The organism is Gimesia fumaroli (assembly GCF_007754425.1).
Classification (GTDB): domain Bacteria; phylum Planctomycetota; class Planctomycetia; order Planctomycetales; family Planctomycetaceae; genus Gimesia; species Gimesia fumaroli.
The window spans coordinates 2,266,853-2,288,427 of record NZ_CP037452.1 but is presented as its reverse complement, the minus strand read 5'-3'; the positions used below and the strand labels follow the sequence as shown (position 1 = coordinate 2,288,427).

The following is a 21,575-nucleotide window of genomic DNA, read 5'->3' as shown; positions in this document are numbered from 1 at the left end:
CATCTGACGAAGGCCTGTTTTCTTTCTGCTAACGTAAGTATTTGAGGGTATCAAAAATACCCTTCGGTATTAAATGAGCCCCCCATTCAGAATGAAATCCGTCAAGGGATCATCCAGACCGCCCGGAGTCGCGATGAAACCAAAGGAAATCGTTCCACCAGCGGGGACGTCCCGATTCCATGATGCACCGCGAATGACGTAGGTATTTCCGACGTGAGACACAATCTCGGCATTCCAGATATCCGTGATGTCACCATCGAAAGTGAACTGCAGTATCCACCCTTCCCAGGCTTCGTCACTTTCATTGCTGATCTCGATTGCTCCCTGGAACCCACTGCTCCAGTCATTCACGACAGCAAAGTCCACGCCCCCCACGGGAGCCGGCGCATCGTTGTCCTGAATCGTACCGGACCCAATAGACGATGCCAGTGTGACACCGACTGCCTGATCGAGCACAACCTGGAAGCCCTCATTCGATTCGATCACAGTATCACCCAGAATCGGCACCGAAATGGTTTTCGTCGTCTCCCCTGGTTGAAAGACCAGTTGACCGCTGAGAGCCTGATAGTCTTGACCAGCAATCGCAGCCCCGTCCTGGGTATGGTATTGCACTGACACCGGTTCGGTGGCCGGCTGATCCAGCGTGACGGTAAACACAGCCAGGGAACTGCCGCTATCACCTTCGGTCACAGTGACATCATTGATGGAAACCTCGGGAACGATGACCACGAAAGGCTCAACAGTGACAAGCACCGTTGTGGTGGTGATGCTACCGGATTCGGCGACAGTCGTATAAGTAAAGCTGTCATCGCCAGAGAAATCAGCAGCCGGCGTGTAAGTCAGCGTGCCGTCCTGATTGTCAACGACCTGCCCGTGAGCGGGCTGAGTGAACGACTCCAGGGTCGCACTCCCCCCTATCGAAGACGTCGGGCTGATATAGTTTCCTGACATCACCAGCATGCTCAGCATGGAGACCGAATCCGCATAGTAATTCGAGTGAGTCGTCGCGACACTGTCGAACACCGAGTTAAGCCAGGCCTGATCCGCGGCATCTGAACCGGTCATGGCTGAGACCCCCACCGCTGCCCGGAAGAAAGGATCGCTCCAGTTATTCAACGGCGTTCCATCGAGCGCGTAGCCGCCCAGAATCTGTGACGGATTCCCCCCTGAAGACTGCTGAAAGAACTCAGACAACATCTGTGCCTGCGCCAACGAAACGGCATCGCCACTCAAAACCGCGTCCGTGCCAATTCTCCAGGGAACACGTCCCGCATTATACCAGTAATGCTGATCGTTGACTTCCAGGAATCCCGAAGGAGCGGGGGAAACATTGCCGGTCACCGGATCCACGATCACAAAGTCCGGCACCAGCCCTGTCCCTGATTGCTGCTGCAGTTTCGTCGACACATTCTGCGTGGCAGCAATAACTTCGTCCCAGGCTCCGGTCTGAGTGGCAGCTTCAAACGCTCTGAAGTGACCATACATAAAGTCGCTGGTACGGGTAGTCCACTGGTTATGCTGACCGCCATTCGGATTGACCCAGTCCCCCAGCATCGGGAGATGACTGTCCGGTCCAATCGTCGATTCGTACATGGCATTGATGATGGTAATCGCTTCCTGGCGATAGTTGACCGCGCCATCACTGCCCCACTGCGCATCGGCGACTAACAGAGCATAGGCAATATCCGCATCTCCATCAAAGGCACTGTTATTCCCGTAGGCATCCGGTTGCGCCCAGTCCATCAGATCCGGATTCCCCTGACTGGGGTTCGCCCGCGAATATTGGAACAGACCATCAAAGATTGCCTGAGCATTCGGATCATAGCCATCCAGGTGTGCCAGGATCAGCATCCCGTAGCCTTGTGCTTCCGATGTCGTCCGTCCTGACGAGTCCATGATCACCCGATAGCCGTTTCCACCAGGATCGACACGCAACCAGTCTGACTTCCATTGGTTATAGTAATCACTCACCACAGCATCAAGTTGCTCCTGGCTGTATTGACTGGGGAATAGAGTCCCGTTCACATACTGCTGCACATGGCTGGCGAAGTCCGGGTCTCCTGCAGACGTACCAATCGAAATCGTGACAGGTGTTTCGAAGGGTGTCGTGACCGTTACGTCTGTTTCGCTGGCAACGTCGTCATTGAGAATCGTATTGGCAGCAGACGAAAGGTTTTCATCCAGAGTAGCGCCGCTGGGACTACTGAGGGTCACATAAAACTGCTCATTCGATTCGACCTGTGTATCCCCAAAGACACGAACCGTAATCGTCTTTGCACTTTCACCAACGGCGAACGTAACCTGACCGCTGGCAGCTTCATAATCATCACCAGCGGTGGCTGTTCCATTGGACGTCTGGTAGTTGACTGTAACTGCTTCAGTCGCAGGTGCAGAAAGCGAAACCGTTAACGTCGCCAGAACAGATCCACTGCCCCCTTCAGTGACCGTGGCACCGCTGATGCTTACCACCGGCTCTACCTCATCAGGAGGATCGACGACAACATCCAATGGAACCGGATTCTGATAGTACTCCTGCACCTTGGTAATCCACCAGTAATCGTCGGTAGGCTCACTGCCAATCGAATCCGTGCTGATGCCGACACCAGCTCCAAAGAGGATCTGCCGGACACCGGCGGCCCGTGCCTCTTCGATGTGCGACCCCCAGGTGACGGTATTGCCGGAAACGGTCAACTTATCATCCCCGAATTCATTGGTCGAAAAGTAATCCAGACGATCTCCGCTTGCCGTAAAGGTATCGCCCAGGAAGAACGTGGGAGCAGAGTCCTCATACTGGCGTGTCGTATTTGTCAGTGGGTCAAAGGTGCCATTCTCGTCATACGGATTCGTGGCGAGACTGTCATTAATATGACCAACGGGAATCTGCCAGAGCACCATTTCACGGTCCGTCGTTTCCGTGAGTGTCTGAACAATCAACAAATAATTATTCCAGTGATCGTTGTTCCAGAACCAGGTACTGGCTTCCGGGTTACTTGCTGCTCCATTTTGGGCACCGGCATCCAGACCGTATTTATCGAGCGAAATAAACCCGGCACCGTAACTCAGAATTCCTGCCTCCATATAATATTCTGCGATCAATTCCGCTTCGCGGGCAATCGCAGCACGCCCTGCTTCCACTCCCAACGTATCCGTCAGATGCACGATTCCCGTACCGGGGATCGGCGTTTCGATACCAGGTGAAGCCCAGAGGTTGAACTGCCAGCCGAATTCCACATTCGGAGCATAAGTGCTGATCGTATAATTGATCGCCTGAATCAGGCCCGTCACCGAGTTATCGAACTGCGGATCGACGCCCTGCTGTAACACGCCGCTGCTATAGGCTGCACTCGTCATCGCTGAAATCGCACTGGCTGAAGCGCCGGCATTTTGCATCATGTAACCGATGAAGTCAGGTTCCAAAATCATCTGCACCAGCTCGTCACCGGCTTCAGTGCGAATCGTATCGAGTGCATATTTCAGGTCGCGGAAATAGTTTTCCATATACGACAGGCTATTGATGTGCTCCAGATCGGTCGTATAGCTTTCCCCGCCATCCGGAATGTTGTAGTAAACGAACTGCGGAATCATTCCCAGCTTCATGCTTTCGCGAACATAACTGCTCACACGATCCGGGTCCCAACTGCGCCAGCCGCTGATTGGCCCGCCATTCAGATAAATATACCGAGAGTCAACATATTTGTTTGTCAGCGGATCGCTGCTGTCAAAATCCTGCCAGAACGCCAGATCGCCGGTGGTATCTTCGCTCACCGAACCGATGGTGACGTAATCGGGTAGACCCGGCAGCTGCGCGTCCTCGGTGCGGACGCGCACCCCGATATAGCGATCTTCGCCAGTTTCTGCATCGGTGATCCGCAAAGATGCCCGTCCTGCTTCCAGACCGGTAATTCGTAACGTATTACCATTTACGATCTCAGCATTGATGACCCGTGAATTACTGGTCACGACACTAAACTGTGCCGACTCACTTGAGGAAGCAAGGGTGTATTCGACCGTCGTCTGGTCGATCGTCGTCTGCAGGGCTTGTCCTGTCACGTCGACTTCTTCGATGCTGATTAGGCTGGCGTCACCAGCCACGTAGACGATTTCGTCACTTAGTGTTACGCCGCTCGCATTGCTGACTTCGACCTGATATCGAAAAATACCGTAGGCTCTGTTCGTGATGTGCAGGCTATCTGTTTGAGGAGTCGTATTCCCCGACAAAGACGACTCGTAGATCAATTCGCCGTTCTCGTATAATTTCCACTGCTCCGCAGGTGCCCCTGCATAAAGGTTGAGGGTCACATGATAGCCACCCGCAGTGAAGTCTTTCAGGACACTCACGCTGGGCTTGTTAGGAACGCCCACCACAGGATCGGGATCCGGATCGGGGTCAGGATCAACCGGATCTCCCGGGCTACCACTGCCTAGAAAAGCGAATCCCGAAGGTTCGCTATGATTTCCCACGGCAACGAATCCGACCGACAAAGACTCACCCACATCAAGTGTGTTATCCCAATTCGGAGGCGTAATTCGATACCGGCCGCCGCCGAGATTCTCCACCTCGGCATTCCAAAGTGATTGAATTTCGCCACTATAATCGAACTCCAACTGCCAATCCGTAAAGGCACTTGCTTCGTCGTTCGTCAGAATCAAGCTGGCCGTCCTTCCAGAGCCCCAGTCTTCTTCGATCTGGAATTGAATGTCGGGTGCATCGGCCAGTGGATGGGCCGCAAGCATTGTTCGCACTTCAAGTGACTCAAGCGAATCGAATCGCCGTGTTTTTTGGGCGCGAGACCGGCGTGGTGTGATGTGCTGCTGCATGAACCATTGCAGAAGATTAACATAAAGTCGTTTCATCTCATCAACTCTGCGAACGCAGAGTCCTTTCAGTCTGTGCCAAGACAGTGATCATCTCTGATGCAGAGATTCCGCATCAAACGACAATGGACTTGGCACGAGTTCAGGATTCTGATGATTCTGAAACGTGCTTTGGTCATCGTAACACTGCTTATACCCGGGTGTGAGCAGAAAACCGCGAGGTAGACAGGCGGCCGCTGACTGCTAACGTGCCCAGAATTAACTTGGCGCGGAAGCTGTTTCGGCCCAGATCAAACAGCAATGTCCGAGATTTCAGATGTGATTTGAGCCTGGAACCAATCCAGGCTCGGAATACTCTGATTTAACCATGCCCCCTACCCTGTGTCCAGATTTGCTTCAAAAACATTTAGAGATTCATGTACAGGCAGGTAATCTTCGGCAAGCACTAAGCAAAATGATTATGATTCGTAGCAATTATCACAACACGACTAAATGATATAACCGGGAGATCGATTGCTCCAATACTCTGGCACTAAACTGGGGCGATCCCAAAAGCAGCATACATCCCCACCGCATCATTTGAGTAATTGGACCTGAAAAACAGACCGTGATGAAGTCCTGCCGGCCTTGGGCTCAATCGAAAGCTGATCATCGATGATCCAGGGAGGAGCCTATCTATCTCGTTGCATCTACTTTTTCAAACCTAAGACAGGCTAAGTCTCACATCGACAGATACCAATATCAGCCAAACAATTCGGAAACCGCTTCGCCGGTATCGAGAAGAGGCATCGGGCGGTCCAGTCGATCACGCAAAATCACGCGCTGTGGATCAATTCCCAGATGTCGGTAAATTGTCGCAGCGACGTCTTGTGGACCGATAGGACGTTCCACCACATCTTCACCGCGGCTACTGGAACGACCAACAACCTGCCCCATATTCAAACCGCCACAGCCCATTAATACGCTGAATACTCTGCCCCAGTGATCACGGCCAGCATGTTTATTAATGCGTGGCGTTCGACCAAACTCGCCCATCGCTACAACCAGCGTTTTCTCATACAAGCCGCGATCCATCAAATCGCGAACGAGACCTGCAATCGCGGCATCAAGCGGGGGGATCAGTTTGCGTGCCCCCTCTTCGGTTTTATATCGACCTGCAGAACCGTGATGGTCCCACGGCACACAGTTGACGGTCACAAATGTCGCGCCATGCTCAATCAGTCGACGCGCCAGTAAAGCACTTTGTCCGAAGGTATGCCGACCGTAACTGTCACGCAGAAAGTCGGGCTCTGCCGTTATGTCGAACGCGGATCGAACACCTTTTGAGGCGAGTAACTCAAATGCTTTCTGTTGATGTTCATCCAGATCGCGGAATGATTTTTCATGATCGCGCGGCAGCACATCGAGTGAACCCAGAAGTTCCCGACGATTGTTCAATCTGTCTAACGTCAAGTTTTTTGCTAACGTGAGATTTTTGACATTGAAGCCATTGGTATTCGGATCAGAATTGACAATGAACGGATTGCTGCCCCCTCCGATGTAGGATGAATAGTGAAACAGATTATCGGTTCCGCCCCGTAAATGCGGTACACCTACATAAGATGGCATCCCGGCCTGATTCGCACCCCGCAAAAAGGAAGCCGCGGAACCCATTGAGGGTCGTCTTTGCACGCGGTTATCAGGGGCATTGAATGCAGGGCCTTCGAAGCCCGTCAGCATCCAGTGATTCCCTTTCGTATGATCGCCGGAACCGTGATTGACCGTTCGCAAGACAGCGAGGTGCTCAGCCAGCTTTGCCTGCTCCGGCATCAATTCACTGAATTGCACGCCATCCAGACTCGTCGCGATGGATTGAAAAGGCCCCCGATAATCTGCAGGTGCTTCTGACTTGGGGTCCCAGGTCTCCATATGGCCGGGTCCGCCACTTAACCAGAAGAGAATAACGCTGGTATCCTGCTGTTTTGGGTGAATCGCCCCCTCAGCTTTGAGCTTCAGGAGATCAGCCAGCCCCAGACCGCCGGCGCCCAGTAAGCCAGCCTGCACAAAATTACGACGTGAAACTCCTTCGCAATTTGTCAGTTCTTGGGATATTTGTTTTTTCATCGAACGATTTCTTCAGGCAGTAAAGCAATGAGCGATGCTGGCTTGCCATTACATCAGTAACAATTGATTTGTCGATTATCATCAAAATCAGCCTCTAGGTCAAGTAGTGCACTCAGAAGGAAGAACTAGAAATCTGTCCGCTCTCTCCTTTGTCCCCCTGAGATCTATTTTGCCTAAGACAGTAGCCCCTTGACGACTTGTGCTCCATCGACGCCTGTGAGTTTGAGATCGAGCCCCTGATATTTCACCGTAAAGCGATTGTGGTCGATGCCCAGGCAATGCAGAACGCTGGCGTTTAAATCGTTAATATGCACGGGATCTCTGACGATGTTATAGCAATGATCGTCGGTCTCGCCGTAATCGATGCCTGGCTTAAATCCGCCACCGGCAACCCAGGTTGAGAAACAGCGACCGTGGTGATCTCGGCCGTGGTTGTCTTTCGTTAATGTTCCCTGGCTATAAATTGTGCGGCCGAATTCACCACCGAAGATGACAACGGTATCGTCCAATAAACCCCGTTGTTTCAAATCTTTCACCAGGGCGGCTGCGGGCTGATCCACCTTATCACAATTATTGCGAATTGCTTTGGGCAAGTTGCCATGCTGATCCCAGCCACGCTGGAAAAGTTGAATGAAGGGGACGCCGCGTTCGGCCATCCGACGAGCTAAAATACAGTTTGCAGCGAATGTTCCTTTTTTCTCTGAATCGGGTCCGTACATCTCAAACGTCGCTTTTGTTTCTCCGCTCAGATCCATTAAACCCGGCACCGAGGTTTGCATCCGATACGCCATTTCGTATTGCGCGATGCGGGCTTCAATTTCCGGGTCTCCTGAAAGTTGTGATTTTTCCGCATTGATTTTCGCCAGTCCATCCAGCATTTTACGACGCAGACCTCTGTCCAATCCTTTGGGATCGGACAGAAACAAAACGGGATCTCCGGCACTACGAAACTGCACGCCCTGATGGCGTGAAGGCAAGTTGCCACTGCTCCAAAGCCGCGAATAGAGTGCTTGCCCTGGTGCATTACCGACAGAAATCATCACCACATAAGCGGGCAAATCTTTGTTTGGACTGCCTAATCCATAACTCAGCCACGCGCCAAAACTGGGACGTCCCAACTGCTGTGTCCCCGTATTAATATACGTAATCGCGGGATCATGGTTGATGGCTTCCGTATTCATAGTCCTGATAATCGCAATGTCATCCGCAATCGATGCGGTATGCGGCAGGATGTCTCCATTGATCCAGGTTCCCCGTTCGCCATAACGTTTGAAATTGAACATGGGCGCCACACAGGGAAACGATTTCTGACCGCTGGTCATTCCCGTGAGTCGTTGTCCCTTGCGAACCGACTCAGGCAGCTCTTTCCCGTGAATCTTCTTCAGTTCCGGTTTGTAGTCAAACAGGTCGATATGACTGGGACCACCGGCCATAAAGAGATAAATCACCCGTTTCGCTTTGGGGGCAAAATGAGGCAGTCCCGGCAAACCTCGTTGATCCGGGTTTGTTGGGCCGGCAGCAGATAGTTTAGGAACGTCTCCCAATAATGTAGCAAGCGCTGTTGCGCCCAGGCATCCACGAGAGCGTGATAACAATTGTCGACGCGTTAACTGTCGCTGGTATTCTTCCAGAGGATTCATTGCGATTTACTCACGAGTTAAAGTTTCGTCTAAATTTAAAATCATGTTGGCGACCACAGTCCAGGCTGCCAGTTGCGCGACATTCAAATTTTTATTGCGGGGTGATTCACCAACTTGAAGCAGTTCTTCTGCCGCTTTTAAATTGGTCTGATAGTGCTTCAGACTTTCATCATAAACATCCAGTAGTACTTCTCTTTCTGTTGATCGAGGCTCTCTGGCCGTTGCCAGTAGAAAGGCATAACCAACCTGTTCGGCATTGGTTGCTCCCCCTTCTTTCAACATTCGTTCTGCAAGGTGACGGGCCGCTTCGACATACTGGACATCATTCATTGTGACTAATGCCTGCAGAGGTGTATTTGTGCGTGGTCGTCTGATCGTACACTTTTCCCGTGTTGGTGCATCAAAGATCTGCATCGACGGAGGAGGCGCGGATCGTTTCCAGTAGGTATATAAGCTGCGGCGATACAGTTTCTCGCCGTGATCCTGCACGAATTTGGGATTTCCCCCCAATCCCACTTCTTTCCAGAGCCCGGGCGGCTGATACGGTTTTACTCCCGGACCTCCCATTTGGGGATTGAGTAATCCACTGATATCGAGCGCGCTATCGCGGATCATTTCTCCCTGTAAGCGAAAACGCGCACCGCGGGCCAGAAGTCTGTTTGCAGGATCCCGCAAATAGTCTGCCCGCGAGACATCTGATGTTTGCCGATAGGTCGCCGACATCACAATTTGTTTGAGCATTCGTTTCACATCCCAACCCGATTCTCTGAAGTCGACTGCCAACCAGTCCAGCAATTGCGGATGACTGGGGAACGCGCCCTGTGAACCGAAATCTTCGGGCGTCGTAACCAGCCCAGTCCCAAATAACATCTGCCAATACCGATTTACGGCGACGCGAGCGGTGAGAGGATGATTGTCTGCAAACAGCCATTGTGCTAAACCCAGACGATTTTGAGGTGCATCTTTGGGCATGGGAGGCAGAACCGCCGGCGTACCCGGTTCGACTTTCTGCTTGGTGGGAGAATCATAAGCACCGCGGGCGAGGATAAATGTGTCGCGAGGCTTGGGCATGTCCCCCATGATCATGACCGTCGTTAACGGCTTGAGAAGTTCTGTCTCCTCTGCTTTCAATTCCTGCTTTTTCTTGAGCAAGGCGATATATTCTGCGTCTTCCCGTTCCAGATAGTAATTACGCAACTGCTGCTGTTGCTCTGCCGTTCGTTTCTCAGGAGACACAGCCAGGATGGTCGTAATCGGAAGTTGCTTTGTGAGTGTCTCCACTTCGGATTGACTGAGCACACGATTAAAGACAGAGACTTCATCGATAGTCCCCTTTAAACGAGAACTAGGATGCCGGCTGCCAATCAGTAACGTTTTGGGCGTACGAATGGATTCCGTTAAGCGGTCCTGCTCGATCTTCCAGTCCCACAACTGACCATCGACATAGATTTTCACGCCCTTCGCTTTGGATGAACCATCATAGGTTACAAACACATGCTGCCAGGTTGAAGGTTTGAGTTTTTTCTTCGTGGTCACCTTTATGGCATTCGTGGGCCACGTATTGATGATATGTACCGAGATTTGTTCGCCGGAGATGAGGATATCGTACCCGCGATAACTATTGGCGTCGTCCATTTTTGCCAAAAGTGCGCCGGAACCTTTCGGGTCGAGATTGATCCAGCCACCGTAGGAAAATGAATCGGTCCGTTCAAAATCACACACATTCCCCAGATCCACATAGGTTTTGCCATCAAAATGCAGACCCTGATCGTAAGGAGACTTCACCCAGTCAGCCTTACCATGAATGGTTCCTTTGCGATTCTGATCCACTTGATCGACAACCTGGGTTCCTTTGCCTTCATCGAGCCTGAACTGCAGAATCTGACCCTCAATGTGCGAAGGCGCTGCATGTTGTTCTTTTTCTTTCGCTGCCAACCAGGCTGCAAACTGAGGCTCAGCTGACTTTTGACGAGCGGCGATCTGCTGCTGGTTTTCTTTGATTCTCTCTCGTGTCCCCGGCAGTTTTTTTTGTTTTTCCGGATCGACCAGCGCCACCGTCGGTTTGGCATTTCCTTTTCGTGTCTGACTACCGGCGTCGGCGCTGATGTTGAAAAAACCGAAGAAGCGGTAATAGTCCTCGTGTGAAATAGGATCGTATTTATGCTCATGGCATTGAGCACATTCCATGCTGAGCCCCAACCAGACCGTGGACGTCGTTTTCACCCGGTCGACGGCGTACTCAACGCGGTACTCTTCCGGAATCAGGCCTCCTTCATCGGTGGTCCCGTTATTCCGATTAAATCCGGAAGACACCATTTGCAGTGGCGTTGCGTTGGGAAGCAAATCTCCCGCCAGTTGTTCCGTTGAAAACTGGTCAAAGGGAATATTTTCGTTATACATTTGCACGATGCGATCACGCCAGGCCCACATATCGCGTGGCCCATCTGCATGATACACACTCGTATCACCATAACGGGCCGCATCCAGCCACATCAGAGCCATTCGCTCGCCGTACTGTTTTGAACTTAGCAGACGGTCAACCAGTTTTTCATAGGCGTTAGGAGAGTTATCATTCAGAAATTGATTGATCTCGGGAATGGTGGGCGGCAGCCCCGTCAAATCAAACGTCAGTCGGCGAATCAAAGTACGACGGCTGGCTTCTCTTGAAGGCTGTAACTGTTGAGATTCTATTTGTGCCAGAACAAACTGATCGATGGAATTACGCACCCACTTGTTGTTTTTGACTGCTGGTAATGATGATTTTTCTGGAGCGCGAAACGCCCAGTGACTGGTCCATTCAGCTCCCTCATCAATCCAGCGTTTGAGCAATTCTCTCTTCTCCGCAGTCAATTTTTTATTCGAATCAGTGGGAGGCATTTGAAGATCAGGATCAGTGCTGCTGATCCGTTTATAAAATTCACTTTGATCCGAATGTCCGGGAACAATCGAATCTGCTTTCGCCGCTTCTTCCAGGTCCAGCCGAAGATCACCTTCGCGATGTTTCGTGTCGGGACCATGGCAATGAAAGCAGTTTTCAGAAAGAATTGGTCGAATATCACGGCTGAAATCAATTTTCGTTTTCGATGCAGCGTCTTGTTTAACCTGATCATTCTCAGCCAGACAGACATTGATCGTTAGAGCGAGAAAACTCGACCACAACAAGAAAACGGAGCGAGGAAGCATGCGCATACTCAATCATGTCCTTAAAATCTGAACATAATTAACGATCCTGGTGCGTCTCAAGAAATACCGAAACTGCGACATCGCAGCACGAGGAGAACAGGTGGGTCCCAAATGAATGATCGTTACTTAGATGGTAAGTTTGCATGAAGACAATTGTCAAGGCTTTTCAAGTCAAAGATGAATGCAGACTGCTGAATGGTCCCATGCTGCATTTCTCAGGTTCAGTGAAAGCATTCGACTTTCGCTACCATCTTCCCAAAATCCCTGATATATTAGGATTAAGAGTTCCGATTCATAGATCAAACCAATTTTGGTTTTCAAGCTGCTCAAAGGGTATCTATCGTGAACGCAATCAAGATGATTTTGATCACTTTGCCAGCAACGCTATTGACTTGCGTTGCTGCAGCAGAAGAAACAATCGAATTCAATCGCGATGTCCTGCCGATTCTCTCAAATCATTGTTTTACGTGTCACGGCCCCGACTCGGCAACGCGTGCAGCGGGTTTGCGATTGGACCAGCGAGAATCAGCAATCGGCAAGGCAGACTCGGGCAAGAGGGCCATCACACCCGGTAAAGTGCAATCGAGCGAACTCATTCATCGCATCACGACACAAGATGAAAATGAGCGTATGCCTCCGGTGGAGGGACCGAAGCCACTTAATCAAAAACAGATTGCCATTCTCAAAACGTGGATTGAGCATGGTGCGGAATATGAACCACACTGGGCCTTCGTCGCTCCAAAACAACCGGCGATCCCCAAAACACAAAACACCACCTGGCCGAAGAACAACATAGACCACTTTGTACTTGCACGGTTGGAACGTGAAGGATTACAACCCGCACACGAAGCAAACCGGGAAACCTTAATTCGACGTGTGGCCTTTGATTTGACCGGCTTGCCTCCCACGCTCAAAGAAATCGACAAGTTTCTTTCCGATCAATCTCCGAACGCGTATGCAACGATGGTCGATTACTATCTTGCCTCTCCTGCCTACGGCGAACACATGGCGCGGCACTGGCTTGATCTGGCCCGCTATGCCGACAGCAACGGTTATCAATATGACACCGAACGAGAACAATGGATCTGGCGAGACTGGGTCATCAATGCGTATAACGAAAATAAACCGTTCAACGAATTCACAATCGAACAGCTTGCCGGCGACTTGTTGCCAGCCGCCACCGATCAGCAACGGCTGGCAACCGGTTTCAATCGAAACCACGGCATCACGATTGAAGGTGGTATTATTGATGAAGAGTATCGGACCGAGTATGTCATGGATCGACTGGTTACGACAGGTGAGGTCTGGCTCGCACTCACGATCGGCTGTGCCCGCTGCCACGAACATAAATTCGATCCCCTCTCTCAAAAAGAGTTCTATCAGCTGTATGCGTTTTTCAATCAGGTACCAGAACGAGGCATGCGAGGATTTGCTCCCAAACAACGTATTCCTTCACCGCTTGCGACAGCATCACAGCAAAAATTTGAAGTCGAACTGGCGCGACTGAAGGCTGAGCTGAAGAAACCTGTCAACATTGCCCAGCATTTGAATTCATGGTCAGAGCGTATCTCCACACAGCCGGAACAAGGCTGGACAGTGGTTGAACCACTGACTATGAAATCATCCGGGGGAACGACTCTTACGAAGCTCGCCGACAAGTCTATTCTGACCAGCGGCGCGAATCCTCAAAAAGATGTCTACGAGATCACAGCGAAAACTGACGCAACCAATCTGACCGCAGTCCGACTGGAAGCGCTCACGCATGAGTCACTTCCCGGCGGTGGCCCAGGTCGTCACAGCAATTCTAATTTTGTTCTGAGCGAATTTGAACTAACGGCGGTTTCCCACGCAGATCCTTCTCAGCAGCAAACCGTGAAATTTACCCGCGCAATCGCCGACTATTCACAGGCCAATTATGAAATCGCCAAAGCCATTGATGGGAGTGTGGCCGGCAACAACGGTTGGGCAGTAGACGGACCGACGCGCAAACTTCCCGCGACGGCCATGTTCATCGCGGCCTCCCCCTTCGGCTTTGAGGGTGGCACCGAATTGCAGTTTCGTCTGCGTCACGACGCCGGTTTTGCGACACACGGCGTGGGGCGTCCCCGCTTATCCATCACGGGCGACGCTCCCCAAAATCTGCAGTTGCACGGGATTCCTGCTGAGATTCGACAGATTGCTGCGAAAAAACAAAATCTCCGCACCGCCAACGAACAAAAACAACTGCGTGAGTATTTCCTCGCGCATCACAACCCCAGGCAGGAACTCCAGCAACAGATCGCGAAACTCGAAAAACAGAAAATGACAGCGATCCCTGAGACCATGATCATGCATGACATGGCTCAGCCACGCGCCACGTATCTTCTCGACCGCGGGCAATATAATGAACCCCGCGATCAAGTCAGCCCCAATGTTCCCGCGATTTTCCCGCCGATGCCCAAAACGGCAGCAAAGAATCGTCTGGGCTTCGCCGAGTGGCTGGTTGATCCCGGTCATCCTCTTACGGCGCGTGTTGCCGTCAATCGCTACTGGCAACGCATCTTTGGATTGGGATTAGTCAAAACGTCTGAAGATTTCGGAGTACAAGGTGAATTACCCAGCCATCCGGAATTACTGGATTGGTTAGCCCTGGAATTTATTCGCAGTGGCTGGGACATCAAACAGATGCAGCGGTTGATTTTGAATTCCGCCACCTATCAGCAAACCTCTCACGTCGGTGCAGCTGCCTACACTCAAGACCCGGAAAATCGACTTCTCGCTCGCGGCCCCAGAATGCGACTGTCTGCCGAAGAAATTCGCGATGCCACGTTAGTCACCAGTGGATTACTTGTCGAACGGTTGGGCGGAAAAAGTGTCTACCCGTATCAGCCGAAAGGCCTTTGGCTCGAATTGAATAACCGTCCGAATTACTCCAAAGCATATCCACAAGGAACCGGGGATGATCTCTATCGACGGAGTCTCTACACATTCTGGAAGCGGACGGTACCTTCTCCCATGCTGAAAACACTCGATGCCCCGGAACGGGAATTCTGTACGATTCGTCGGTCACGAACCAATACGCCGCTACAAGCATTACTGCTGTTGAATGGCCCCCAATTCGTCGAAGCAGCCCGAAAGCTGGCCGAGCGGATGCTGTCTGAAGGTGGCGCGACGGTTGATGAACAGATCGAATATGGATTTCGACTGGTCACGGCGCGACAACCCAGTGATTCTGAACTGGCTCTTTTCCGCGAAGCTTATGAAACCGATATGAAGTTTTACGCCAATGATCAGGCAGCCGCACTTCGTCTGCTACAGGTCGGTGATTCAGCCTCTGATGCAAAATTCAATCCAGCAAAGCTGGCGGCTTTCACCAGTCTGACTCGCGTGTTTCTGAATCTGGACGAAGCGATTACGAAGGAATAAAACGATGCTCGACCCCTTGTCTGAAATGCAATTACAGGTTAACCGGCGCCAATTTTTTGGACGCTCGAGCACCGGCATTGGTGTAGCAGCGCTGGCGTCGTTGCTCAATCGTGACCTGTTTTCGAAAGAAACAACCAGCGATGCATCACGCGTCGGCGGTCTGCCAGGCATTCCGCATTTTGCTCCCAAAGCCAAGCGGGTCATCTATCTGCTCCAGTCAGGCGCGCCTTCCCAGGTCGACCTGCTCGCTCACAAACCGTCTCTCGACAAACTGCACATGAGCGAATTGCCCGACAGCATTCGTAAAGGACAGCGACTGACAGGCATGACTGCAGGACAGAAGAAATTCCCTGTTGTCAAATCGCCCTGGAAATTTCGGCAGCACGGTGAATCGGGCACGTGGCTGAGTGATCTGTTACCGCATATGGGAAACGTAGCCGATGACATTTGCGTGATTAATTCCATGCACACCGAAGCCATCAATCATGATCCCGCTATTACGTTCTTTCAATCAGGACATCAGCAACCGGGTCGTCCCAGTATCGGGGCCTGGCTCAGTTACGGATTGGGAAGCGAGACAGAAAACCTCCCGTCGTTTGTCGTACTGCTCAGTAAAAATTCGTTTCATCAGGCCCAACCCCTGTATGACCGGTTGTGGGGCAGTGGTTTTTTATCGTCGAAGTATCAAGGTGTCAAATTCCGTAGTCAGGGTGATCCGGTTCTCTACCTGAGCGATCCGGCCGGCGGAAATGATTCTCAGCGCCGGATGATGCTGGACCGTCTGGCGAAGCTCAATCAGATCCGAGAGCAGGAAGTTGGGGACCCGGAGATCGCCGCACGAATCGCGCAATATGAAATGGCATACCGCATGCAGACCTCGGTTCCCGAACTCGCCGATATCTCCAATGAGTCGGCCAGCACACTCAAACTGTATGGCGACGACGTGAAGGAGCCGGGAACCCACGCGGCCAATTGTCTGCTTGCAAGAAGACTGGCCGAACGGGGCGTCCGCTTTATTCAAGTGTTTCACCGTGGCTGGGATCACCATAGCAATGTCCAAAAGTACCTGCCGACTCTGGCCAAGCAGACCGATCAGGGATCTGCCGCCTTGATTGCTGATTTAAAACAGCGGGGCATGCTTGATGAAACACTGGTAATCTGGGGGGGCGAGTTTGGCCGGACGGTCTATTCGCAAGGTAATCCGCAATCGTTTGGCCGAGATCATCACCCGCGCTGTTTTTCAATCTGGATGGCGGGGGGCGGCATCAAACCCGGCCTTACCTACGGGCAAACAGACGACTACTGCTATAACATCACCGAAAATCCGGTTCACGTGCACGATTTTCATGCCACGATCCTGCATTGCCTCGGCATCAACCACGAGCGTCTGACTTACCGTTTCCAGGGTCGCGATTACCGTCTTACTGACGTCCATGGAACTGTCGTCAAGGATATTCTGACATGACTCGATTTTGAATTGAGAGGCTGCATTCAGTGTATCATGCTCTCAGATTTTCAAATGTCCTACGTATTCCTTACGAAATGAGTTCTTTCACCACGTGAGCAGGTTCGACGCCTGTCAGTCTTTGATCGAGTCCCTGGAACTTATACGTGAATTTCTCATGATCAAAGCCGAGCAGATTGAGCACGGTCGCATGGAAGTCATGAATGTGCAATGGATCTTTCACGATGTTATATGAGAAATCGTCGGTCTCTCCATAGATGGCACCGCCCTTAGCGCCCCCGCCTGCCATCCACATACTGAAGCAACGGGGATGATGATCGCGGCCATAATTCTGTTTGGACAGACTTCCCTGTGAATAGATCGTGCGTCCGAATTCGCCGCCCCAGATCACCAGGGTGTCGTCCAGCATGCCGCGTTGCTTGAGGTCTTCCAGCAGTGCAAAACAGGGCTGATCAACGTCTTTGCATTGAGATGGCATGCGTCCTCCCACGTTGGAATGATGATCCCAGTTATTGTGGTAAACCTGAATGAACCGCACGCCTCGCTCTGCCAGCCGCCTTGTCATTAAAGCGGTGTTAGCAAAGGTACCTGGTTTTTTGGCGGCTTCACCGTAGAGTTTAAATGTATTTTCGGTTTCACTGCTGAGGTCGGTCAATTCCGGAACACTCGCCTGCATCCGGAATGCCATTTCATACTGGCGAATCCGCGTGTGCGTTTCCGGATCACCTAATGCCTGATAATTCAGTTCGTTAAGTGCGTTGAGCCCATCAATCGTTTTCTTTCTGATGGCATCGGGAACACCAGGAGGATTATTGATATAGAGAATCGGATCCCCCTTACTGCGAAACGAGACTCCGGAATGGACGCCGGGCAGGTAACCGGCACTCCACAGTCGAGATGAAATCGCCTGTTCCTGTTCGCGGTTGGAGGGAGTCGCCACCAGAACTACAAATGCAGGCAGATTTTCGTTATCGGATCCCAGTCCATAGGAAGCCCATGCCCCCAGACAGGGGCGTCCGGGGACTTGATTCCCCGTCTGCATCGCTGCGATGGCAGGTTCGTGATTGATGGCTTCGGTATGCAGGCTGCGCATCCAGCAGATTTCATCGGCCTTCTTCGCAAGGTTGGGCAGCAGCTCGGTATTCATCCACATGCCGGACTCACCAGCCGGGCTGAATTTGTATTTTGAGGGTGCAATCGGAAATCGTTTCTGGCCGCTGGTCATCGTTGTCAGACGCTGCCCCATACGAACTGAGTCGGGAAGATCTTTGTCGTAGAATTTCTGCATGACCGGCTTGTAATCGAACAGATCCATCTGCGAAGGTCCTCCCACCATGTGCAGATAAATCACCCGTTTTGCTTTGGCGGGAAAATGACTTCCCACGGGCTGGCTTTCAGTCGCCGCTTTTGTTGAATTCCCGAGCAATGAAGCCAGAGCCGCCCCACCTAGCAGATGCCGCCCGCGAGAAAAAAAATGACGGCGTGTTTCCAGTTGGTGAAAGTCTTCCAAGATGTTCATAATCAGAACTCCGAAATTAGCCACTACAGTCAACCTGCACCTCAAATGAGAGTGCGTCAGACTGGTTATTTATTTAATGTTTCATCCAGATTCATTAGTTCGTTGACCAGCATCGTCCAGGCAGCGAGTGTCGCCACATCAACCTGCTCAGCTGGTTTTGAATCGCCTACTGCAATTAGTTTTTTTCCGTCTTCAATATGTGACGTATAATAGGCGGCTAGATCATCAAATGACGAACGGGCTATTGCTTGCTCTTCTGTTCGCAGTTTTCGAGCCAACAAACGCTGTGCCACAAATTGCAGTCGGTCTTCAAACTGATCCCCTCCGTTGAGAATCGCTTTCTGTGCCAGATTTCGGGCCGCTTCGACAAATTGCGGATCGTTTAATGTGACCAATGCCTGAAGCGGCGTATTCGTTCTTTCGCGGCGAACGGTACAAACTTCCCGACTGGGTGCGTTAAACGTTTCCAGATTCGGAGGAGGTGCCATACGCTTCCAGAAATTGTAAATCGATCGGCGGTAGAGGTTCTCGCCTTTGTCTTGTACATAGATCCGTGTATTGCCCTCGGGCAACCCGACAATATCCCAAATCCCTTGGGGTTGATACGGTTTTGTTCCGGGACCATACATCTTTTTCGACAACAATTCGCTCGCCGCTAGAGAACAGTCACGAATCATTTCGGCATCCATACGGAAACGGGGGCCCCGAGACAACAGAATGTTGTCTCGATCCTTTTCTAACTTTTCGGGCGTTGTGATTGCCGCCTGTCGATAGGTTGCGCTCATCAACATCAGTTTAAATAACCGTTTCACGTCCCAACCATTTTCCTGAAACTCAACCGCGAGCCAGTCCAACAGTTCCGGGTGACTGGGAGGCGCCCCCATGATTCCAAAGTCTTCTGCCGTCAAGACAATTCCCTGTCCGAAGACTTCCTGCCAGAAACGATTCACAGTTACACGTGCCGTCAGCGGATTTTGGGAATCGACCACCCATTGCGCCAACCCCAGTCGATTGGGAGCCGCTCCTGCTGGCATGGCGTGTAGTGATGCAGGGGGCGCGGCGGAGACCTGATCTCCTGGTTTATCATAGGCACCACGCATCAATATGTGAGCCATCGCAGGTGAGTTCGGTTTTCCTTTCTGAATATGCGTCACCGGGCTGCGAGAACGAATCGCGGCCTGTTCTGCTTCCAGTCTCTCTACCGATGCAGCTAACTCAGGATAAGCGGCATCGTGATTTGCAAGGTAATATTGGTACAACTTCGCTGCCTGCTGAGGCGTTCGTTTCTCTGCAGCGATCGAAAGCAGTTTCTGCATCGAAGAATTCTCAGCAATCGCGCTGACTTCATTGCCGCTAAGTTGCCGATCATAAAGGCGGACATCCTGAACAGCGCCCCCTTCAAAGATGGCCCCTTCACTCCTCTGGCCAACACGTAAGGGGGTAGGCGTGCGAATCGAAGCATCTGCTTTAAGAGACTGCTGTTCGACACGAATCGGTTCTTCACGTCCATCAACAAAAATCTTCACGCCGGCAGGTTTACCAGAACCATTATAGGTCACGAAGACATGCTGCCATTTTCCCGGTTTCACCACTCTGTTGCGCGTAACAACTTTCAGAGCGTTTCCGGGCCAGGCATCAATGATGTGAGTACCGAATGACTGGCCGTTCTGCCACAGGTCCCAGCCACGATAAGAGGACTTCACATCCATTTTCGCGAGGATACCTGCCTGGGCATCCTTGCGCGCCGTCTTCACCCAGGCACCATAACTGAAAGCGTGATTTCGTTCGAAATCACCAACATTCCCCACTTCCAATGTCGCACCTGATTTAATCACAGGGGTCGGACCTGACTGGCCATTCTGATCCCAATTCAGTTTTCCCACCTGAATGAGTGATTCTTTCAGACCGATCGCTTGCAGTTCCTTCCCCTGCCCTTCATTGAGTGGCAGGTGCAATACGAGCTTATCATTGGGAATGTCCTGACCGATCGAATCGGGCGTCACTGAGTCCAACCACTTCTTGAAATCGGAGCGCGCGTCTTTTTTGCGTGCATCCCGTTTCTGTTTTGCTGATGCAATTTCATCGGGCAGCGCATTCCAGCGTGGCTGATCCTCGGCGGAAGGGACCATTATAGAAGGGCCGCGGCCATCGGCCACGTTTCCATCTTTGGGACCTTGTGTTGTATTTCGGAAGAAGGCAGCCAGCGAGTAATAGTCTTTCATCGTGAGCGGGTCAAACTTGTGATCATGACACTGAGCACAGTTGGTTGTTAAACCAAGGTAGACCCAGCCAAATGTCTGAACACGGTCAGAGGCATAATTTGCCAGATTCTCTTCATCGATCGTGCCCCCTTCGTTTGTGGTGATGTTGCAACGTTGAAACCCGGTGGCTATCAGCTGGTCCGTCGTCGGGTCGGGCAGCAGGTCTCCTGCCAGTTGTTCCACTGTGAATTGGTCAAAAGGCAGATTCCTGTTAAAGGCGCGAATGACCCAGTCACGATAAATCCACATCTCACGATAGTTATCAAAGTGCAAACCATGAGTGTCGCCATAACGCGCCGCATCCAGCCAGTAACGAGCCCGATGTTCTCCCCAGGCAGTCGTTGACATCAATCGGTCAATCCATTCCGAGAGAGCAGCATCTTTTCGCTGACGATAATCGGCAACAAACTGAATGACTTCATTAGGAACTGGTGGAAGCCCCGTGATGTCGAGATACAACCGACGAAATAAAGTGGACGCGTTGGCCTCTGGTGCCGGCGACAATCCGTTGGCTTCCAGTCGAGCCAGTACAAACCGATCAATGGCATTCTTACTCCAGGCAGTGTTCTTGACGGCTGGCTGGCTGGGCCGCTGCGGTGCAATAAAGGACCAGTGAGGTTGATAATTCGCCCCGGCTGCGACCCACTGTTTTAAGGCTTCTTTCTGTGCCTCGGTGAGGGGATTTTTAGATGCGTGTGGAGGCATCACGAGATCGGGATCATCACTTAGAATACGTGCGATCAGTTCGCTTTCATCAGGTTTCCCCTCAATGATCGCACCAAATTCAATTGCCGCTTCACGCTGATCAAGTCGCAAATCCGCTTTACGGGCCGCACTGTCCGCGCCATGACAGGCAAAGCAATGGTCAGCCAGAATGGGGCGAATATCCCGATTATATTCCAGTGGCTCAGCCGCACGAGAAATCTCCGGATGCATCAGTGCCACGAACAGCAAAAATACTGTCATGTTCCGCGCTGACAGATAATACGACGATGTCATCATAGTTTTTACTTGCACTTTCCTACGTTCTCCGCAGCTCAAGTTGCTCGATTCATCAACACTAATTGAAACACATACATTAATTTATAACACGCCCCAGAAGCGGAAGCAATGCCACGAATGAACGCTTGTTATTCAGTGTAGACAAACATTTCCCGGATCAGAGAGAGAGTCGCCCACAATCA

At 51.6% G+C, this 21,575-nt stretch carries 8 protein-coding genes; 2 read left to right on the top strand and 6 right to left on the bottom strand.

Features of this window, described 5'->3' with window-relative positions; translation table 11 throughout:
- Positions 1 to 69: 69 nt before the first annotated feature.
- The 4 genes from Enr17x_RS08765 to Enr17x_RS08750 form a co-directional block, all read right to left on the bottom strand.
- Positions 70 to 4,854, bottom strand: coding sequence for a glycosyl hydrolase family 8 (locus Enr17x_RS08765; protein ID WP_145307879.1), 4,785 nt, complete (start codon positions 4,852 to 4,854; stop codon positions 70 to 72).
- A gap of 702 nt (positions 4,855 to 5,556) precedes the next feature.
- Positions 5,557 to 6,918: a DUF1501 domain-containing protein gene (locus Enr17x_RS08760; protein WP_145307876.1), complete on the bottom strand. Its 1,362-nt coding sequence runs from the start codon at positions 6,916 to 6,918 to the stop codon at positions 5,557 to 5,559.
- Between the two features lie 173 nt (positions 6,919 to 7,091).
- Positions 7,092 to 8,558 (bottom strand): DUF1501 domain-containing protein, encoded by a 1,467-nt coding sequence (locus tag Enr17x_RS08755; protein ID WP_145307874.1) that lies wholly within the window; start codon positions 8,556 to 8,558, stop codon positions 7,092 to 7,094.
- Positions 8,559 to 8,564: 6 nt separating this feature from the next.
- Entirely contained in the window at positions 8,565 to 11,741 is a 3,177-nt protein-coding gene (locus tag Enr17x_RS08750) for a DUF1553 domain-containing protein (protein ID WP_232100990.1), read from the bottom strand.
- Positions 11,742 to 12,083: 342 nt separating this feature from the next.
- Here Enr17x_RS08750 and Enr17x_RS08745 point away from each other — a divergent pair, with 342 nt between their 5' ends.
- Positions 12,084 to 15,146: a PSD1 and planctomycete cytochrome C domain-containing protein gene (locus Enr17x_RS08745; protein WP_145307870.1), complete on the top strand. Its 3,063-nt coding sequence runs from the start codon at positions 12,084 to 12,086 to the stop codon at positions 15,144 to 15,146.
- A gap of 4 nt (positions 15,147 to 15,150) precedes the next feature.
- A complete protein-coding gene (locus Enr17x_RS08740) occupies positions 15,151 to 16,611 on the top strand; it encodes a DUF1501 domain-containing protein (RefSeq protein WP_145307868.1) in 1,461 nt (486 codons plus the stop codon).
- 70 nt (positions 16,612 to 16,681) lie between these two features.
- Here the strand turns inward: Enr17x_RS08740 and Enr17x_RS08735 are convergent, their stop codons facing one another.
- Positions 16,682 to 18,130: a DUF1501 domain-containing protein gene (locus tag Enr17x_RS08735; protein ID WP_145307866.1), complete on the bottom strand. Its 1,449-nt coding sequence runs from the start codon at positions 18,128 to 18,130 to the stop codon at positions 16,682 to 16,684.
- Positions 18,131 to 18,195: 65 nt separating this feature from the next.
- Entirely contained in the window at positions 18,196 to 21,393 is a 3,198-nt protein-coding gene (locus Enr17x_RS08730) for a DUF1553 domain-containing protein (protein WP_145307864.1), read from the bottom strand.
- Between the last annotated feature and the right edge of the window lie 182 nt (positions 21,394 to 21,575).